Genomic DNA, 16,683 nt, shown 5'->3' with positions numbered 1-16,683 from the left:
GAAGGTGGGCAGCACGGACGCGACTGGCGAGCCCCGTCTGTCCGCCTGTCCCTGCCCACCTGGGCCCGCGTCCAGCGGTGGACAGGCGCGCGCCCGTGGCAGACACGGCGGTGGGGGATACAGCACGCCTCCAACCCGGCGGTGAGCCGCGCCAACGTCAAGCGCATCCCCAGGTGAGTCCTGCGCCCGCCGACCGAAGGCCCGCCGCTGGCCATGGATTCGGTGTGGGGAGCGACGGCCGAGGCGCTGGAGGACATGACCGGCCGGCGGGCGCTGCTGGCGACGGTGAGTGCCTCCGTCAGCATGTACCTGCTCCCCTGGTCGCTCCCCGAACCGGTGCGCAAGGGAATGGCAGCGCTGCTGACGGCCACGGCCATCGCCTACCTGGGCGTGGACACCGTGTGGCGCATTCTGGACGGGTGGATGTCGCTGATGCGCGAGGTGATTCGGGCCAGGACCTTCGAGCAGCTCAGCGAGCCGGTTTCTTGCGTGTCGCTGTCGGTGATGTCCGACTACCGGCTGGCGAGCGGACGGGGCGGGTAGGCGGTGGGAGGAGGTCGCCCCCCCTGCCCACCAATGCCCCGCGAGAAGACTGTGACGAGAGACTCTCGGAGCACCCGCGAAGTCATCCGAAGCGCGGTGGGAGTCGAGTCCTGGGCCGGGGATTGCCCTCGGTGGAGGACGTCCGTTCAGCACATTGTCCCAGTGGCGGTGCGGCCAGCAGGTGCGTTGGGAAAGGGTTGGGACTGCATGGGCATGGGCTGCGAGGCAGGCAGGCGCTGGGGCGCGGGAATGGGGCGACGGCTCCCAGGCGCGAGGGATGGCCGTGCGCCGCTACCGGTGCACCCGGTGCGGGGCCGCATGCACCATCTGCCCTCGGGGAGGTGCTGTCGCGGAGGCTGTACGCGGCCTCGGCCATAACCCTGGCGCTCTTCGGGCTGCTGCGGTGCACGGTGGCGCAGGTGCGCGCGAGGAGACGTGCTGGACATCAGCCTCCTGAAGACGACGGAGATGCAGCTGGCCGTGCCCGCGCTGCTGCGCCCAGCCCCGCACCACTGGGTGCAGGCCCGACAGTACACCGGCCGCGTCGTCACCATCACCAACGCGGAGGTCTTCAAGCAGCCAACCTACGACACACGCGCAACTTCAACTTCCTCTGGGAGGAGCTGCCGCTGCGCTACGACACCGACTTCCAGCGGGCCGAGGCCATCATCGTCGCCACCGTGCGCGAGGCCACCGCCGGCATCATCGACGAAGGCCGCCACGAGCTGGCCAACATGCGCGAGCGCTACCTCATCCACGCCGATGAGTTGGAGCCGCGCGCCTACCTATGGCTGACGGACAACTGGGTGGAGCTGCGCGTGCGCGAGGTGAAGGACGGTATCTCCAGCGCGGCCTGGTGCGCTCCCGCGTGGAGGGCATTGAGCTGGCGGCCAACACGGTGGCGTTGGTGCGCGTGCCCTGGCTGGGACTCCGCACTCCCAGGCGGCCCTCAGCGGCGGAGGAGACGCCCCCTACATTGAGCGTGGCGCGTCCCCGGGCCCCCGCCTCAGGCACCGGGCCTGCCGGTGTGCGACGCCTCAGCCCGGCCTCACCGCCCCCCGGGCCGGGACGACGGCCTCTCTCTCGTCGCGTGCTCGCCCGCTCCGCGCGAGGGCGATGACGTCGTCCACCTCCCAGTGGTCATCCGCATGGCGCCCGTAGTGGACCGCGCGCACCCGGCCGGTGGCGTCGAGGAGGAAGTCCGCGGGCAGCCCTCGCTGTCCCCCCTCTCCGGCGAACGGATTCGACGGGGCCGAGGCCAGCCCCCGCACCGCGGAGAGCATGACGCGAGGATGGGCCACCGCGAGGACGGACTGCTCCACGCCGAAGTGGCCGTACCACCGGCGCTCGAGGTCCGGCACGACGGGGAATGGCAGGTCCCCCTGGTAGGGCCGCATCGCCTCCGCTGAGGAATGGAAGAACGCCACGGTGTGGATCCCCGCCTCCTCGATCCGCCCCTGCGCCGCGGCGAAACTGCGCATGTGCAGGTTGCAGATGGGGCAGCCCGCGAAGCGGCGGAATTGGAGGTGTGTGAACGCGCCGGGCGCCCTCATGGGCAGCTCCAGGAGGCCGTGGGACAGCGTGGTGACGGAGAAGGGGGCGAGGACGTCGCCCGGCTGGCGGCGGGAGGTCTTGGAGATCATGCCGCGAACCTAGCGGCACGCAGGCCATCCACATCCTGCATGTTGCACATCTCCATCATGGTACTTTTCGATGATGTTGCTCGACCGCCTCGACGCCTCGCACTTCTACTCGCTGCACGTTCTGCTGGAGGAGCGGCACGTCACGCGCGCCGCCCGGCGCCTGGGCATCACCCAGTCGTCCATGAGCCACCGGCTGCAGCGCCTGCGCGTGGCGCTGGGAGACCCTCTCCTGGCGCGCGCGGGCGGAAGCCTGCTGCCCACGCCTCGCGCCGAGGCCCTCGCGCCGCGGCTGGCCGAGGCCCTCCGGGCGCTCGAGGCCGCGGTGACGCCAGAGGCGGCCTTCGACCCGGCGGCCTGCACCCAGACCTTGACGCTGATGCTGCCGGACCTCCTGGCGCCGGTGCTCCCCCACGTCCTCACCGCCGTCGGGCGCTCGGCCCCGGGCATGGGCCTCCGCGTGCGGCCCGTCTCTGCCGAGCTGCCGCACCTGCTCGCCGCGGGTCCGCTGACCCTCGCGCTCGCGCCCGCGCACTTCGTCGGCGGGCACACCCGCTCGCGCCTGCTAGGGGAATTGCGGTTCGCCGTCGCCGGACGCCGGGGGCACCCGGCGCTGCGCCCGCGGTTGACGGTTGCCCGCTGGCTGGCCCACGGGCATGTCGTCGTCCACATCGGCAACGAGCGTGCGAACGCGGTGGCGGACGCGCTCACGCGCCGCGGACTGCGGCGCCGCGTGGCCCTCGAGGTGCCCTCGTTCCTGGCGGGCCTCCAGGTGGTGGCCCGCTCGGACCTGCTCATGAACGTCCCCGTGCCCCTCGTCAACGAGGCGGCCGGCGCGCTGGGGCTGGAGGTCCACCCCGCGCCCCTGGCCCTTCCCCGCGTCCGCTTCGCGATGCTGTGGCACGAGCGCTTCCAGCACGATGCAGCCCACCGGTGGGCGCGGGACGCCGTGTTCGCGGCCGTGCGCCCCCTGCTCCACGAGCGGCCCCGGGGGTGAGCCGCGGGAGGCCGGGGCTCGCCCCGGTGAGAAGAAGACGGCGGGCATGGCCCGCGAGCTTCTCAGGTGGGAGAAGTGCCTGTGGAGGTTCGTTGATGTGCCGGCCCTGGCCTGAGATATCCGCTCGACGATGAAGCCATCTCCGCAGGCCACAGCGGCTCTTCGCACCTTGTCTATCTGATTCGATTCCTTCTCCTGAATCGAAATCAAGTCGGCGAGCGTCCGGTCAAGTCCCGTGAGCTTCCGTGGACCGCCCGTACTCCTCCCAACCAATCTCGGGCATCCACGAAATCGGCAGGCTCAGTTCGTGCTGACCGCATCCTGAGACGCCTGAAGGCCACGGGGGCGCCGCATGCACAGTTCCATCAACACTTCGTGGGCCCGCTTCGCCATTCCATGCAGCTCCGCCGCCGCTTCTTCCTGGCCGTAGGCATCCCCCTCTCCAAGCCAGCGGCGGAGGTCCGTCGCCAGCTCGCGCGCCGTCTGGTAGCGGGCATCCGGCCGGGGCTGGAGGAGCTTGCGCAGCACCAGACCCAGCCCCTGCGGAAGCCCCTCCGTCAACGCCTCCAGGTCCGCCTGCGTGTAGGTCGCCGCGCGCCAGATGGCATCCGCCACCTGGGGCGCGCTTCCTGCGAGCCGGGCCCGCTTGACGGCACGCCGGACCCGCACGCGCTGCCTCGCCGACAGGGCGTCCTTCACCTCTTCGGTGAGGGCATCCGGGGCATCCAGGATGTTCCTCCCCGTCGCCAGTTCGAGCAGGACATTGCCAAGCGCGAAGAGGTCCGAGCGCGCATCCACGCAGCCGGTCAGGAGCATCTCCAGGGAGGAGTAGAACGCGCCCCCCTGCGGCCAGCGCACCGTGGACGAAACGCGGCCGGGCAGGTCCGAGAGCGCGAGCCCGAAATCAGAGATCCGCACGTCGCCATTCCAGCCGACAACGAGGTGCTCCACGTCGAGCGCCCGGTGGACGATGTGGAGGGAGCGCCCCTGTCCGTCCGTCGCGTCGTGGGCATGCGCCAGGGCCGCGGCGACGCGAGCCCCGACATGGAGGGTGAAGAGGGGCGAGAACCGTCGGCCGCACTCCCCTGCGAGCGTCAACAGGTCGCCGATGCTGTGCCCCGAGGGATGCTCGGTGATGACGTACCAGCCCCCTTCCGCCTTGTGCAGTCCGTGGACACGGAGGATGCCCGGATGGTCGAGGTACGTCGCCAGGTGCACCTGCTCTTCAAGCTTCGCCCGCGCCCGCTTGATGCGGGGCAGTTCCATCAACTTCGGGACCCCGACCGCCTTGAGCAGCACCTTGCCGCGGATGTTGCCGTCCACCGTGCGGCGCCGGGCCAGCAGGAGGCGCAACCCGTGATGGGCCTCGCCCAGGTCCTCGCGGAACTCATACTGGAAGCCGTCCCTCGTGAAGAGAATCGCCCCTCGTGGGAGCCTGAACTCGCTCGCCGACATGTTCTGTCCTCCTCTCGCGCGGGCATCCCCAGCCAGCGCATCGCGGACCATGTTCCCCATGGGATTGGCAGGCATGGAACGACCCTGAGAGGTTCTGTCGACGCTGGTGAGCAGGGGGCCGGAATAGAGCACCTACCCGCCACGTCACCGCAGGCCCACTCAGGGCCAGCGGTGCACGCCCCACCCCACGTTCCGGTTGGACGCCTTCACTCTGCCGTCCTTGAACCCGTAGACCGTGCCCTCAACCACCAGGCAAATCGGCTGCTCGTCCTGTCCCGGGAGCTTCACACGGTCATACCGGACGACGAGCGCTGGCCCATCCGCGCGGCCCATCTTGTCGGAGAGGTAGTAGGCCTTGCCGTAGAAGCGCGTCCCGGTCGGAGCGACCGCATGTTGCCGGTCGTCGTTGTGGTCTTTCGGGACAACCCCCACCACCTCCGCGCCAGCGGTGAACCACACCTGTCCAAACGCGCCTGGCGGTCGTCGAGTTGAGCGTCGGGGTCATCGAGCCTCCTCCGAGGAGGGCTTCGGGAAGCGCACGTCGTGAATGTTGAAGCGACGCCCCCCATCTCCGTGGACCTCCAGGGTGAAGACGAGCTCCGCTTCCGTCTCTGGCACTTCCAGGACGGCCAGAACACGCCCCATCTCCCCCGGAAAGATGGGCCCTGGCTTCTTCATGACGAGCCGCGCCCGAAGAGGCACACCGGCACGCTCCGCGAATGTCGCCTCTCGTGGTATCCAGCCCGGGTGGCCGGAAATGTTCATGATTGACACACGTCCATCAGAATCCAACCCGCGCCCCGATAGGAGACGACCGACTGCAGTTCAAGCCCTTGCGCGGAGTCGCCCCTGTCCTCGCGGATGGAAGTCGTGACGCCTGCCTTGCCCACATAGCCAAGCAACACGAAGTCTTCCGGCTTCGGTGCCAGGGTTTGAGCCGTGGGCGGGCAGGCCGGATTCGGCGGCTCCGGGCGCTGAACGTCAATCCGTGAGTCCACTTCGGCCGGGACAGTCATGAGGACAAAGGAAGCCCGCGCTGGCGCCCGACTGTCGGCGAAGAAGACGCCGAGTTCCTGGCGCTCGCCCTCACCAAGGTTGGCCAGGGGTTGGATGATGACGGAGCGCTCGCCGGCATCCAGGACGCGAATCCGGGACTCGTCGAAGGTGAGGGACTTCCGCTGAATGGGCGATGAGAAGAGGAACAACGTCGGCGAGTCCGCCGCCACATGCACGACGGGCATCGGTTCGCCGGATGTGCTGGCGATGGTCACTGAGCGTCGACGCTCGACGCGCGTCCCCGTGGCCGGCTGGGTCTGCGCGGCGGCACTCCACGCGAGCGTGTGCGCCATTGGACGCGCGCGGCACCGGAACAGGTTCGCAACTGGCGCGGCGCGGCCGGTCCACGGGCCCAGGGGGCACCGGGGGGTGCCAGTCCTGCCCCGCTGGCGCTGGCTCCAGTTCAGGCTTCCGCTTCGCTTCACCTTCCCGGCTGGCGACCTTCGCTCCTCGCGAGGCCCCTGCCTCCTCGGGGGAGCCGTATCGAAGCTCATACGCGTCCAACGCCTCCTTGATGGCGACTGCCACCACCACCACGCCAAGAACAATGACTGCCCCCACCGCAATCTCAGGCGCCGCCAGCACGCACAGCCCGACTCCCACGGCGGCGGCGCCCGCCGAGGCGACCGCGCAGCTTCCCGTGGTGTCGTGGAGCTTGAGACGCTCATGCTCCAGGGCCTGATAGCACCGCTCCACCAGCACCGGCCAAGGCCGCGACGCCTCACGGACGACGCACCGCCCACCATCCCTCCACGGCAGCGCCGCCGCGCGCTGGAGGTTGGCCACTCTCTGACTCCGGCCTCCGTGTGCGCCCCGAGCCGGTGCCGACGTGGCACAGGCCGCGAGGAACGTCAGGAGTGCGACGCACGCGAGGGAACGCATGGACACGGCCTCTTCTTCAAGTCACCGGGCAGCGGAGCACATGTGGATGATAGCAGGCGTGGCGAAGCTGAACCGGCACCGAGGCGTCCGACGGCTCCACGCAGGAGACTCTCGACCGACATCGCGTCCAGCGGTGGACAGGCAGCCGCCGTCCCACCCACGAGGCGGTGAATCACATCGTCCGTCTGGACACTCGGCGCGCCCGCCGAAGGCCGCTAGGGTGCGGCCCGCACTCCCACACGGAACATGGAGCGTCCCATGAAAGCAGTACGGTTCTCGGCCTTCGGGCACCCCCTGAAGGTGGTGGAGGTCGTGGAGCAGCCGGACGTGGCGCTGAAGCCGGGCGAGGCCCGGATTGAAGTGCTGGCCACGCCCATCAATCCCTCCGACCTCCTCACGCTCAGCGGCCAGTACGGACAGCTCCCGAAGCTGCCCGCGGTGCCCGGCAACGAAGGCGTCGGCCGCGTCGTCGAGGTCCAGGACTCCAGCGCCGTGAAGGTGGGTGACGTCGTGTTCCTCCCGGTGGGCGCGGGCACCTGGTGCAGCCACCTGGTCGCCCCCGCGGACTCGCTCCTGCGGGTGCCGCCGGGGACCGACCTGCGGCAGGCCGCCATGCTGTTCATCAATCCGCCCACCGCGGACCTGCTGCTGCGGGACTTCGTCGCGCTTCAGCCCGGCGAGTGGGTGATACAGAACGCCGCCAACTCGGCGGTGGGCCGCTCCATCATCACCCTGGCGAAGCAGGCGGGCTTCAAGACGCTGAACGTGGTGCGGCGCGAGGAGCTGGCGCCGGAGCTCACCGCGCTGGGCGCGGACGCCGTGCTGCTGGACTCGGATGAGCTGCCGGTGCGCGTGCGCGAGGTGACGGGCGGCGCCAAGGTCCGGCTGGCCATCGACGCCGTCGGCGGTGAGTCCACCCAGCGCCTCGGTGACGCGCTCGCGCGCGGCGGCGTGGTCGTGAACTACGGCGTGATGAGCGGCAAGGGCCCTCGACTGTCGGCCGCCGCCACCATCTTCAAGGACGTCACCCTGCGCGGCTTCTGGCTGGTGACGTGGATGAAGAAGACGCCGCGCGAGGAGCAAGGCGCCCTGTTCGCCCGGCTCGCGAAGCAGGTGGCCGAGGGCGCGCTCCACGTCCCGGTGGAGGGCACCTTCCCCCTGGAGTCCATCCAGGAGGCCCTGACGCGCGCCATGGAAGGTGGGCGCGCCGGCAAGGTGCTCCTCACGCCCAACGGCCCGCTCTGAGGCGCCGAGCGCCGCCGCTCCGTCAGGCCCAGGGGCCCTGGAACAACTCGGAGAAGCGCAGCGCCAGCTCCGGGCGCCGCACCAGCAGCGCCCCCCAGGCGGTGGCCTCCGACGTCCAGGTGGCCACCGACAGGCCATGCGCCTCGAACACCGCCATCACGTCGTTGTTCGCGCTCATGACCTTCAACAGCCGCGTGTAGTCCAGCAGCGTGCGCAGCCGGGCCTCCGGAAACCACTCCTCCAGGTCGAGCGGCTGCACCGGCCCGCGCGGACTCAGCAACACCAGCGGCGCGACCTCCACGACATGCGCGGGCGGTGACGCCTCCACCTGGTGCGTCAGCAGCTCCCGCTGGCGCTCCAGGTCCCGCTGGCGGGACGCCGCCACCATGCGCTGGAGCTCCGCCTCGCGCGCCTGTTCCTCTCGCTCCCGCCTCCGCTCGAGGTGCTCCCGAATCAGCCGGACATCGACCTCGATGTCCTCCAGGAAGTCGCGGGAGCAGCGCCGCTCGCGCGACGTGGGTGACGCGGCGGCGACACGCTCCCGCAGGCCGGGGAACCAGGACAGGAAGCGCTCCGCGTCCGGCCCCAGCACGTCGACGCCCTGCCGCACGGCCCCCGACAGCACCGCCGCCGCGTACGACACCGCGAGCGAGGTCGCACGCGGCCACGCCTCCACCCGGGCCTCCGCCGCCTTCCACACAGGCTCGAGGCGGCGCGACAGGTCCTCCGGAGGCGACTGACGGACCAGCGTCTCCACGCGCTCTGGCAACTGCTCCGGGTCCTCCACCGGCCACCATGTCTGGAAGCACACCACCGCGTCAGCCTCCGCCGCCTGCTGCCGCTCCCAGAGCGCCGCCCGCCACGGCGTGAAGGTGGCGAGCAGGTCCGCGCGCTCGTCCGGGTGCTGCTGGAAACGCCGCCACACGGCGTCGATGAACACGGCCTCCTGACTGCCGCCACTCCACGCGCGCACCACCTTCGCCAGCGGCGCCAGCAGGCCCTCACGGCCCTCCCCTGTCCAGAGCGCCATCAGCAGGCGCGCCCCCTGGCCGGGAGCGAGCGCGTCACCCCACCGCTGCCGCGAGGGCAGCGACAGCACCGCCTCCAGCAACGGCTCCATGCACGGCGCCTCGCGACTCCACGCGTGCAGCCGGAGTGCGTCCTCGTCGTCGGCGAGCGTGAGGAAGCGGGAGAAGGCCGCGTCCTGGAAGCGGCTGACGCGCAGCGACGGTGGCTCCCGCGCCAGGGACTCGGACACGGCGGAGACGAAGGCGCGCGTCTCCTCCACGCGGTCCGCCTCCGACGCGGCGGCGGCCCACTCGAGGAAACGAAGGGCATCCTCCGCGGAGAGCCGCGCCAGCCGCGCGAGCGCCCAGTCCGCCCACAACGCCCGTTCCTCCAGCGACAGCTCCGCGAACGGCCGTCCCCGGGCCCAGCCATGCAGCGCCGCCGCCAGCCCGCCCTCCACCCGGTCCGACACGGCGAGCAACGCGCTCAGCGCCCCCGGAGGCGCCTGCGCGGGCAGCCGCCGCAACACGTCGAGCGCGAAGGCCGCGTCCCCTCGCGACGCCATCCGCTCCAGCAACCGCACGGAGCCGCGTGCCGCCAACGCCCCGCGCGCCTCCGAGGCCCTCGCCAGGTCCTCGGACTCCACGGCGTCGAAGAGGCCGTCCTCGTCCTGCAAGCAGAGCGCGCATTCGAAGCGCACGTCCTCGTCTGGATGCCGCAGGCCCTCGCGCAGCGCGAGCAGCAGGTCCACCTCCGGCGCCTGCCCGGTGGCCCGCACCCACGCCACGGCGGCGCGCGCCCCCTGCTCCGGGAACCGGGAGAAGGCGGCGAGCGCAAGCCGCGCGATGCGCGCGGTGTCCACCCTGTACCTGCGCGCGCGCGGCCACACCCGCCACCGGGTGAGCGCCAGCGCCGCCTCGCAGCCGAAGCGGCCATCATCCTCCAGACACGGCAGCACCGCTTCGAGCGCCGCGGGCGAAGGCGCCTCTCCGTGGACTTCCACCAACGCGGAGAGCCACCGGAGCTCCGGCGCGGGGGCGGCGGCGTGCAACCCCTCCTCCGGCTCGCCGGCGGACTCCGCCTCGGGGACGTTCCAGGGGAGCCGCTGGGCCCACCGGTCCTCGACCTCCGCCTCGAAGCCCTGGAGCAACAACGCCGGCGCGTGACGCCGCACGCCGACGAGCAGGCGCCGCACAAGGGCCCACATCCGCGCGTAGCGCGCCTCCAGGTGCTCCGCCATGGAAGTGGGCAGGAGCAACACCCGGTCCGCCAGCGCATACCGGTCCACCCCCGCGTGCACGAGCATCCGCGCGGCGCCGTACCGCTCCGGAGCAACCGGGCCACAGTCGCACCGGGGACACAGAAGGCCCGGCGCGTGGAAGCGCGTGCAGGCCGGGCAGCGAACCTGGGCCCCTCGGCGGGCGCCATTCTCCAGCGGGGGATGCATGTGTCTTCTCTACACCGACTGGGGCCCCCTCCGCCCCACCCCTGGCGTGACTGTAACGCAAAATGTTTCAATTCCTCTCAGCCTCTGGCTGTCACGCGGAGGCCACATCCCCAAGGAGCGGTCAGATGACACCTGTGAAGCGCGCGGTGTACGCCTCGCTGCTGTTGATGTCCGGCGGGCTCTCCGCCTGTGGTCCAGTGGATTCAGTTGAGCAGGATTTGACACAGGCCGAGGCCGGGCTGAGAACCTGTCTCTACGCCCAAGCCGAGTCCTCGATATCCCAAGACGATGCCTGCGCCAGGGCTCGAGCCCTGGCCCCGTCCCTCTGCGCGGACCTGGGCGGCGTCAGCCACATGGCACGCTGCGTCCATGGGACCACCTCCGACCCGTGGCTCGGCAGGCACTACGTCTGTTGCAAGCAGTAGCCCTCACCCAAGGAGAAACACCTCATGAAGCAGACTTTTGCTGTCCTGGCGGCGCTCGCCGTGTCGACCCTGGTGGCCTGTGGTGGCGTTGAAGCCGTGGAGCCGGGGGAGGCGCTGGGCGAGGAGTCGAGCGCCCTCGTCTCCTGTTCGACGTCCTGCTCCGACGGCACCGTGCTGTCGTGTACGGGCACCACCTGCTCCGCCTCGGACCAGGACTTCGTCCAGTGTAATGGCAACTACCAGTACTGCCCGCCCCCCGTGCCGCCCGACTGCACGGACCCGCGCCAGATGTGCGTGAACCTCAACGGCACCCGCTGCGCCACCCCCGGCGTCTCGCGTGACTGCTGCGTGCCGGGCGTGCCCACCGGCGGCTGCTTCTGCCGCTCCAACGGCACGTGGATCTGCACCATCCCCGCTGAAGACCCGTAAGCCGTCTGCCGGAGCGGGCGCGCCCGCCGCGCCCGCTCCTCCTTCCTTCGTGTCAGGCGCTCCCGGCACACGCCACGGGTTGAGCGCACCAAAGCGAGTTGAAGGATGGCTCAGGTAGCGAATATGGTATTTACGTAAAAATCCGGTTATCCATTGACACGATATCCATTGCTCGATACTTGTAATTCGCCACGAACGGGGGACCGTATCGAGCATTCTCAGGGATGCTCAGCGGCGTGGCTGCCCAGAACCCACACATCGCCACAACTGCGCTGGAGACCTCTCCACGAACAGCGGCCCCCTCCTCCCGGGCCGCCGGTCAGGATTCGTACGCTCGTATCCGCGGCTTGAGCGGCGCGGTGGGTGGGACGTGTCTGCCCGGCGGATGGGAGCGCCCGCGAGACGCGCACCAGGAAGCCACCGCCATGGACCTCACCAGCAATGCCTTTCCCGAAAAGAACCGCGACCTCGCCGTGGGCTCCGCCCGGCTCCAGGAAGTCCAGAAGGCGGTCCATTACTACGTGGACAACCATCACTGTGACGTCATCGGGCGGGTGTTTCACGGGATGCCGGGCCGGGAGGCGCGCGTCAGCTTCAGCCCGACGCGCCGGGATGCGCGCCTGGACGCGGAGGGGCCTCGGGACGTCCTCCACTTCGGCTCCTACAACTACTCCGGGCTGAACGGGCACCCGCGCGTGGTGGCCGCGGCGGAGGCGGCGCTGCGCCGCTACGGGACGACGGTCAGCGGAGTGCGGCTGCTCAACGGGACGTGTGAGCTGCACCTGGAGCTGGAGCGCGCGCTGGCGGAGTTCCTGGGCTTCGAGGACTGCGTCACCTACAGCAGCGGCTACGCGGCGAACCTGTCGGTGCTGTCCGCGCTGTGTGGCGAGGGCGACGTGGTGCTGTCGGACATGCTCAACCACCAGTCCATCATCGACGGGCTGAAGCTGTCCGGCGCGGACATCCGCACCTACCGGCACAAGAGCCTGCGCAGCATCGAGGCCACGCTGAAGAAGCTGGCGCGCGAGCAGCGCAAGTTCATCATCACCGACGGCGTCTTCAGCATGGACGGCGACGTGGCGGACCTGCCGGGCATCGCGGCGCTGGCGGAGCGCTACAACGCCTTCGTCCTCGTGGATGACGCGCACGCCACCGCCGCCATGGGCCCCAACGGCCGCGGCACCCCGGCCTGCTTCGGGCTCCAGTCGCAGGTGGACGTGCTCACCGGCAGCCTCAGCAAGGGCCTGCCGGGCATCGGCGGCTTCGCCGCCGGGTCCAAGGCCACCATCGACCTGCTGCGCTTCGGCTCCAACGGCTACATCTTCTCCGCCTCGCTGCCGCCGCCCATCGCCGCGGGCCTGCTGGAGGGCATCCGCATCCTCCAGGAGCAGCCCGAGCTGCAGGAGCGGCTGCACCACAACGAGAACTATCTGCGCGCCGGCATCCGCGCCATGGGCCTGGACTGCATGAACAGTGAGTCCCCCATCATCCCCATCCTGATGCCCGCCTACGAGAAGACGTTCGAGCTGACGCGGCTGCTCCACCTGGAGGGCATCTACGTCAACCCGGTGGGCTACCCCGCCGTGAGCAAGAACCGCACGCGCCTGCGCATCAACGTCAGCGCCAACCTCATCCAGGCGGACCTGGACCGCTTCCTGGACGCGCTGGACCGCTGCAGCCGCAGACTCAACCTCCTGGACGCGCCGCCGCTCCAGCAGACCGGCACCTGAGCCGGCGCCCTTCGCCCCCCACGCCACTGGAAGACCCGCCATGGACCTCAAGGAACAGCTCCTCTACGGCCTGCCCGTGTTCCTCGCTCCCATCCTCATCGAGCTGGTGGTGGGGCGCTTGCGGCGCAAGCCGGCCTACCGGCTCAACGACATGCTCACCAACGTGACGATGAGCCTGCTCACCGTCCTGGGCAGCGTGGTCATCGCGGGCGCCACCTTCGTCTTCTACGGCTACGTCTACCAGCACCACGCCCTCTTCAGCCTGGCGAAGGACTCCGCGTGGACGTGGGTGGTGGCCTTCTTCGCCTACGACTTCTTCTATTACTGGGCGCACCGGCTGCACCACACCATGGCGTGGATGTGGGGCGTCCACGTCGCCCACCACTCCGGCGAGGACATGAACTTCGGCCTCGCGGTGCGGCAGAGCGCGCTGGGTGAGCTGACGACGTGGCCCTTCTTCGTGCCCATGGCGCTGCTGGGCATCGCGCCGGAGGTGTTCCTGGGCATCACCGGCATCCAGCTCATCTTCCAGTACGCCATCCACAACACCTACGTGCCGCCGCTGGGCTGGCTGGAGTACGTGCTCGTCACGCCCTCCCAGCACCGCGTCCACCACAGCCGCAATACGCCGTACATCGACAAGAACTACGGCAACATCCTCGTCGTCTGGGACTTGCTGTTCCGCACCTACCAGCCGGAGCTGAGGGACCAGCCGCCCGTCTACGGCCTGCGCAGCAGCCTGCGCTCGTGGAACCCCCTCACCGCGCACTTCCACTACTTCGTGGAGCTGTTCCAGAAGTCCGCCGCCTGCGCGCGGCTGAGCGACAAGGTGCTGTGCTTCATCAAGGGGCCGGACTGGAGCCCGCCGTCGCTGCGTGAGGAGCGCTTCACCGGCCACCCGGATGACGGCCCCTCCGCCACCTTCAAGAAGTACGACCCGCGCCTGCCCCTGCCCGTCACCGCCTACTGCGTGACGCAGTTCTTCAGCCTGGCGGCCAGCATCCTCTTGCTGGCGTGGTACCTGGACACGCTCGGCCCCCTGGCCCGCGCCGTGACGCTGGGGCTGGTCCTCTTCGGCGCCTGGAGCCTGGGCGCGCTGATGGACTCGCGCGCCTTCGCGTGGCGGCAGGAGCTCGCGCGGCTGGCGGGCATCGCCCTGCTGGGTCCCGCCCTGGCGCTGATGGAGGGTGTGCCGCTGGTCAGCGCGCTCCCCATCCTGCTCCACCCCGTCCTCAGCGCCGCGTGGCTGCTGCGCTTCCGCGCCGCGTTCCACGAAGGCGCTGACACCTCCACGCGAGGCTCCGGCGCCCTGGCCGCCTGAGCGCCCCGCTCCCTGCTCCGACGTCCCCAACCCACCCGAAAGACATGACCGCGTCCGCACCCGTCACCGGAAGCGCTCCCGCCTTCCACACCTTCCCGCGCCCCCTCGACGTGCGCTGGGTCGGCTCCATCAACGACCTTGGCCGGGAGGACTGGCACACCTGCTTTCCCCCCACTGACGTGATGCAGTCCTTCGAGCTGCACCAGGCCACCGAGGCCGCCAGCATCGAGGACGTGCAGTTCCACTACCTGGTCCTCCGGAGCGAGGGCGCGGTGGTGGCCATCGTCCCCTGCTTCCGCTTCCGGATGTCGCTGACAGTCATCGCCCCGGAGAACGTCAACAAGGTGGTGTCCCAGGTCCGCCGCGCGTTCCCGGACTTCCTCTTCCTGAACGCGTTCGTCATCGGCACGCCCATCGCCATCTGCAAGGACCTGCTGGGCGTGCGCACGGACCTGCCGAAGGCGCGGCGTGACGACGTGCTGCGCGCCATCTCCCGCGAGGTGATTGCCCGCGCCCGGCACCTGAAGCTGGGCCTGGTCTTCATGAAGGAGTTCACCTCCCAGAAGCTGCCCGAGGTGAAGGACGTGCTGTCCCCACGCTTCAACTTCGTGGAGAGCGCGGCCACCACCTACCTGTACCTGGGCGAGCCGGGGAAGAGCACCTTCAAGGACCGGCTGCGCAAGAAGTACCGCTCCCTGATGAACAACCGCATGGCCCGCGTCCAGGAGGCGGGCATGCGCTGGGAGACCGTCTCCGACTTCTCACGGTACGCCGCGCAGATGCACCCGCTGTACCTGCAGGTCCTCAACCGCTCGAAGATTCGCTTCGAGACGCTCAGCGTGGACTTCTTCGCCCAGCTCCCCCAGCGCCTGGGTGACCGCGTCTTCGCGCTCCTGTGCTTCAAGGGCGAGCAGCTGGTGTCCTTCGAGCTGTTCCTCAAGGACGCGGAGTGGGTCCACCCCATCTACCTGGGCCTGGACTACAGCCTCCGCGACGAGGGCGCGCTGTACTTCAACAGCATCTACAAAATCGTGGAGGTGCTGGAGTCCCAGGGCAAGGCGGTGGTGCAGTTGGGACAGACGAGCTACGCGGTGAAGGCCAGCATCGGCGCGGTGGTGGACCGGCTGTACCTGGCCGTGCACCACACGAACCCGGTGATGGACGCGCTGCTGAAGCGCTTCGGCGCGGAGCTCTTCCCTCCCACGCCCCTGCCCCGCTCGCAGCGCGTGTTCCGGGACATGAAGGAGAACGACGACGGCCTGGCGCGCCATGGCATCCACTTCGAGCGGCTGGACGAGGGGGGCGACGAATGACGGCGAAGGCGGGCATCACCACGAAGGTCGTCCCTCGCATCCAGGACGTGCCCCAGGCGCTGTGGGACGACAAGGTGGCGCGGGGCCACCCCTTCAAGAGCGCCGCGTTCCTCTCCTGCCTGGAGGACTCTTTTCCGGAGCGGAAGTTCGGCTACCTCATCGTGTCGCGGGGCGCGGAGGTCGTCGGACTGGCGGTCATCACCGAGGAGCGGCTGGACTTGAGCCTGCTGCTGCCGGAGCAGGTGGGCGCGCTGGCCAAGGGCGTGCGCAAGGTGCTGCCCGGCTTCCTGTCGCTGGGCCTGGGCATGGTGGGCACCTTCGAAACAGCGGAGCGCCACTGGTGGTACGACGCGCAGCGCGTGTCCGAGCATGACTTCGCGCGGGCGCTGCTCGCCGCTTGCGACGAGGTGTGTGGCAGCGCCGCGCTGCTGCTGGTGCGCGACTTCATGGAGGCCCTGCCCGAAGACGTGCGCCTGGAGTCGTGGTTCCTCCAGCGAGGCTTCAAGCAGGTGGCCAACCACCCCATGGCCACGGTGACGCTGGACGGGCTGAGCAGCGAGGCCCACTTCCAGCGGCTGAAGAAGAAGTCGCGGCAGAACCTGCGCAAGAAGCTGAAGGACGCGGAGGCGCTGGGCTTCCAGGTGGAGCGCGTGCGGGACTTCCGCCCCCTCCTGGACGAGTGCTACCCGCTCTACCTCCAGGTCCATGAGGGCGCCTCGGAGTTCAAGCGCAACCCGTTCCCCCGGGCCTTCTTTGAAACCATCGCGGAGCGGATGCCCACCACCAGCAGCTTCCTCACGCTGCGGGATTCGGCGGGGCACCTGATTGCCTTCATCCTCACGGGCACCGGGGGCGGCATCAACAACCCCTTCTGCATCGGCATGGACTACGCCCGGACGGAGGGCACGCCGGCCTACTACCTGATGATGTGGAAGGAAATCGAGCACGCGGCGCGCACCGGGTGCCGCGTGGTGGACCTGGGCCTCACCAGCTACTTCGTGAAGCAGACGGTGGGCGCGGAGCTGGAGGGCATGACGATGGCCGCCCGCGTCCAGTCCGCGTGGCTGCGTCCCCTGCTCAACCCCCTGCTGCCCGCGCTGCTGAGCGAGAAGCAGCCGCAGGAGCGGCGGAAGTTCCGCGTCTCCACGTTCGACGGCGACTCGCAGCCCCCCACTGACCAGGCCGCCTGACC

12 protein-coding genes and 4 pseudogenes are annotated in these 16,683 nt (G+C 69.9%); 10 read left to right on the top strand and 6 right to left on the bottom strand.

What is annotated here, in order from left to right:
* Positions 1 to 207 precede the first annotated feature (207 nt).
* A pseudogene (locus HV826_RS26930) lies at positions 208 to 477 on the top strand (hypothetical protein); the annotation flags it as partial.
* Between the two features lie 407 nt (positions 478 to 884).
* On the top strand, positions 885 to 1,523 hold the full coding sequence (locus HV826_RS26925) for a hypothetical protein (protein ID WP_176419838.1): 639 nt from the start codon (positions 885 to 887) through the stop codon (positions 1,521 to 1,523).
* 57 nt (positions 1,524 to 1,580) lie between these two features.
* Here the strand turns inward: HV826_RS26925 and HV826_RS26920 are convergent, their stop codons facing one another.
* On the bottom strand, positions 1,581 to 2,186 hold the full coding sequence (locus HV826_RS26920; protein ID WP_217918795.1) for a peroxiredoxin-like family protein: 606 nt from the start codon (positions 2,184 to 2,186) through the stop codon (positions 1,581 to 1,583).
* Positions 2,187 to 2,256: 70 nt separating this feature from the next.
* Here HV826_RS26920 and HV826_RS26915 point away from each other — a divergent pair, with 70 nt between their 5' ends.
* Positions 2,257 to 3,180, top strand: a complete 924-nt coding sequence (locus tag HV826_RS26915; protein ID WP_176419837.1) for a LysR family transcriptional regulator — start codon at positions 2,257 to 2,259, stop codon at positions 3,178 to 3,180.
* A 300-nt stretch (positions 3,181 to 3,480) separates the two neighbouring features.
* Here the strand turns inward: HV826_RS26915 and HV826_RS26910 are convergent, their stop codons facing one another.
* The 4 genes and pseudogenes from HV826_RS26910 to HV826_RS38290 all read right to left on the bottom strand — a co-directional run.
* Positions 3,481 to 4,635 carry a protein kinase domain-containing protein gene (locus tag HV826_RS26910; protein WP_176419836.1) on the bottom strand — a complete coding sequence of 385 codons (1,155 nt, stop codon included), beginning with the start codon at positions 4,633 to 4,635 and terminating at the stop codon, positions 3,481 to 3,483.
* A 159-nt stretch (positions 4,636 to 4,794) separates the two neighbouring features.
* A pseudogene (locus HV826_RS26905) lies at positions 4,795 to 5,100 on the bottom strand (serine/threonine protein kinase); the annotation flags it as partial.
* A 36-nt stretch (positions 5,101 to 5,136) separates the two neighbouring features.
* Positions 5,137 to 5,984, bottom strand: a pseudogene (locus HV826_RS26900) (DUF2381 family protein).
* A pseudogene (locus HV826_RS38290) lies at positions 5,974 to 6,573 on the bottom strand (hypothetical protein); the annotation flags it as partial. The pseudogenes HV826_RS38290 and HV826_RS26900, both read right to left, overlap by 11 nt.
* A 258-nt stretch (positions 6,574 to 6,831) precedes the next feature.
* Between HV826_RS38290 and HV826_RS26895 the strand changes: the two are divergent.
* The gene (locus tag HV826_RS26895) at positions 6,832 to 7,818 is read left to right on the top strand and encodes a zinc-dependent alcohol dehydrogenase family protein (protein ID WP_176419835.1); all 987 of its coding nucleotides are present in this window, start codon (positions 6,832 to 6,834) and stop codon (positions 7,816 to 7,818) included.
* Between the two features lie 22 nt (positions 7,819 to 7,840).
* Here the strand turns inward: HV826_RS26895 and HV826_RS26890 are convergent, their stop codons facing one another.
* Complete coding sequence (locus HV826_RS26890) at positions 7,841 to 10,273, bottom strand: hypothetical protein (RefSeq protein ID WP_176419834.1); 2,433 nt, start codon at positions 10,271 to 10,273, stop codon at positions 7,841 to 7,843.
* A gap of 125 nt (positions 10,274 to 10,398) precedes the next feature.
* Here HV826_RS26890 and HV826_RS26885 point away from each other — a divergent pair, with 125 nt between their 5' ends.
* The 6 genes from HV826_RS26885 to HV826_RS26860 all read left to right on the top strand — a co-directional run bounded on the left by HV826_RS26885 (position 10,399) and on the right by HV826_RS26860 (position 16,681).
* Positions 10,399 to 10,698 (top strand): hypothetical protein, encoded by a 300-nt coding sequence (locus HV826_RS26885; protein WP_176419833.1) that lies wholly within the window; start codon positions 10,399 to 10,401, stop codon positions 10,696 to 10,698.
* A gap of 24 nt (positions 10,699 to 10,722) precedes the next feature.
* Entirely contained in the window at positions 10,723 to 11,127 is a 405-nt protein-coding gene (locus tag HV826_RS26880; protein ID WP_163784619.1) for a hypothetical protein, read from the top strand.
* A 425-nt stretch (positions 11,128 to 11,552) separates the two neighbouring features.
* Positions 11,553 to 12,857 (top strand): aminotransferase class I/II-fold pyridoxal phosphate-dependent enzyme, encoded by a 1,305-nt coding sequence (locus tag HV826_RS26875; RefSeq protein ID WP_176419832.1) that lies wholly within the window; start codon positions 11,553 to 11,555, stop codon positions 12,855 to 12,857.
* A gap of 40 nt (positions 12,858 to 12,897) precedes the next feature.
* Complete coding sequence (locus tag HV826_RS26870) at positions 12,898 to 14,178, top strand: sterol desaturase family protein (RefSeq protein ID WP_176419831.1); 1,281 nt, start codon at positions 12,898 to 12,900, stop codon at positions 14,176 to 14,178.
* 44 nt (positions 14,179 to 14,222) lie between these two features.
* Positions 14,223 to 15,491, top strand: coding sequence for a GNAT family N-acetyltransferase (locus HV826_RS26865; protein WP_176419830.1), 1,269 nt, complete (start codon positions 14,223 to 14,225; stop codon positions 15,489 to 15,491).
* Positions 15,488 to 16,681 carry a GNAT family N-acetyltransferase gene (locus HV826_RS26860; protein ID WP_176419829.1) on the top strand — a complete coding sequence of 398 codons (1,194 nt, stop codon included), beginning with the start codon at positions 15,488 to 15,490 and terminating at the stop codon, positions 16,679 to 16,681. Before HV826_RS26865 ends, HV826_RS26860 begins: the two co-directional genes overlap by 4 nt.
* Positions 16,682 to 16,683 lie beyond the last annotated feature (2 nt).

It is taken from the genome of Myxococcus sp. AM010, assembly GCF_013372585.1.
Taxonomy (GTDB): domain Bacteria; phylum Myxococcota; class Myxococcia; order Myxococcales; family Myxococcaceae; genus Myxococcus; species Myxococcus vastator.
This window is presented reverse-complemented; position numbering and strand designations above follow the sequence as displayed.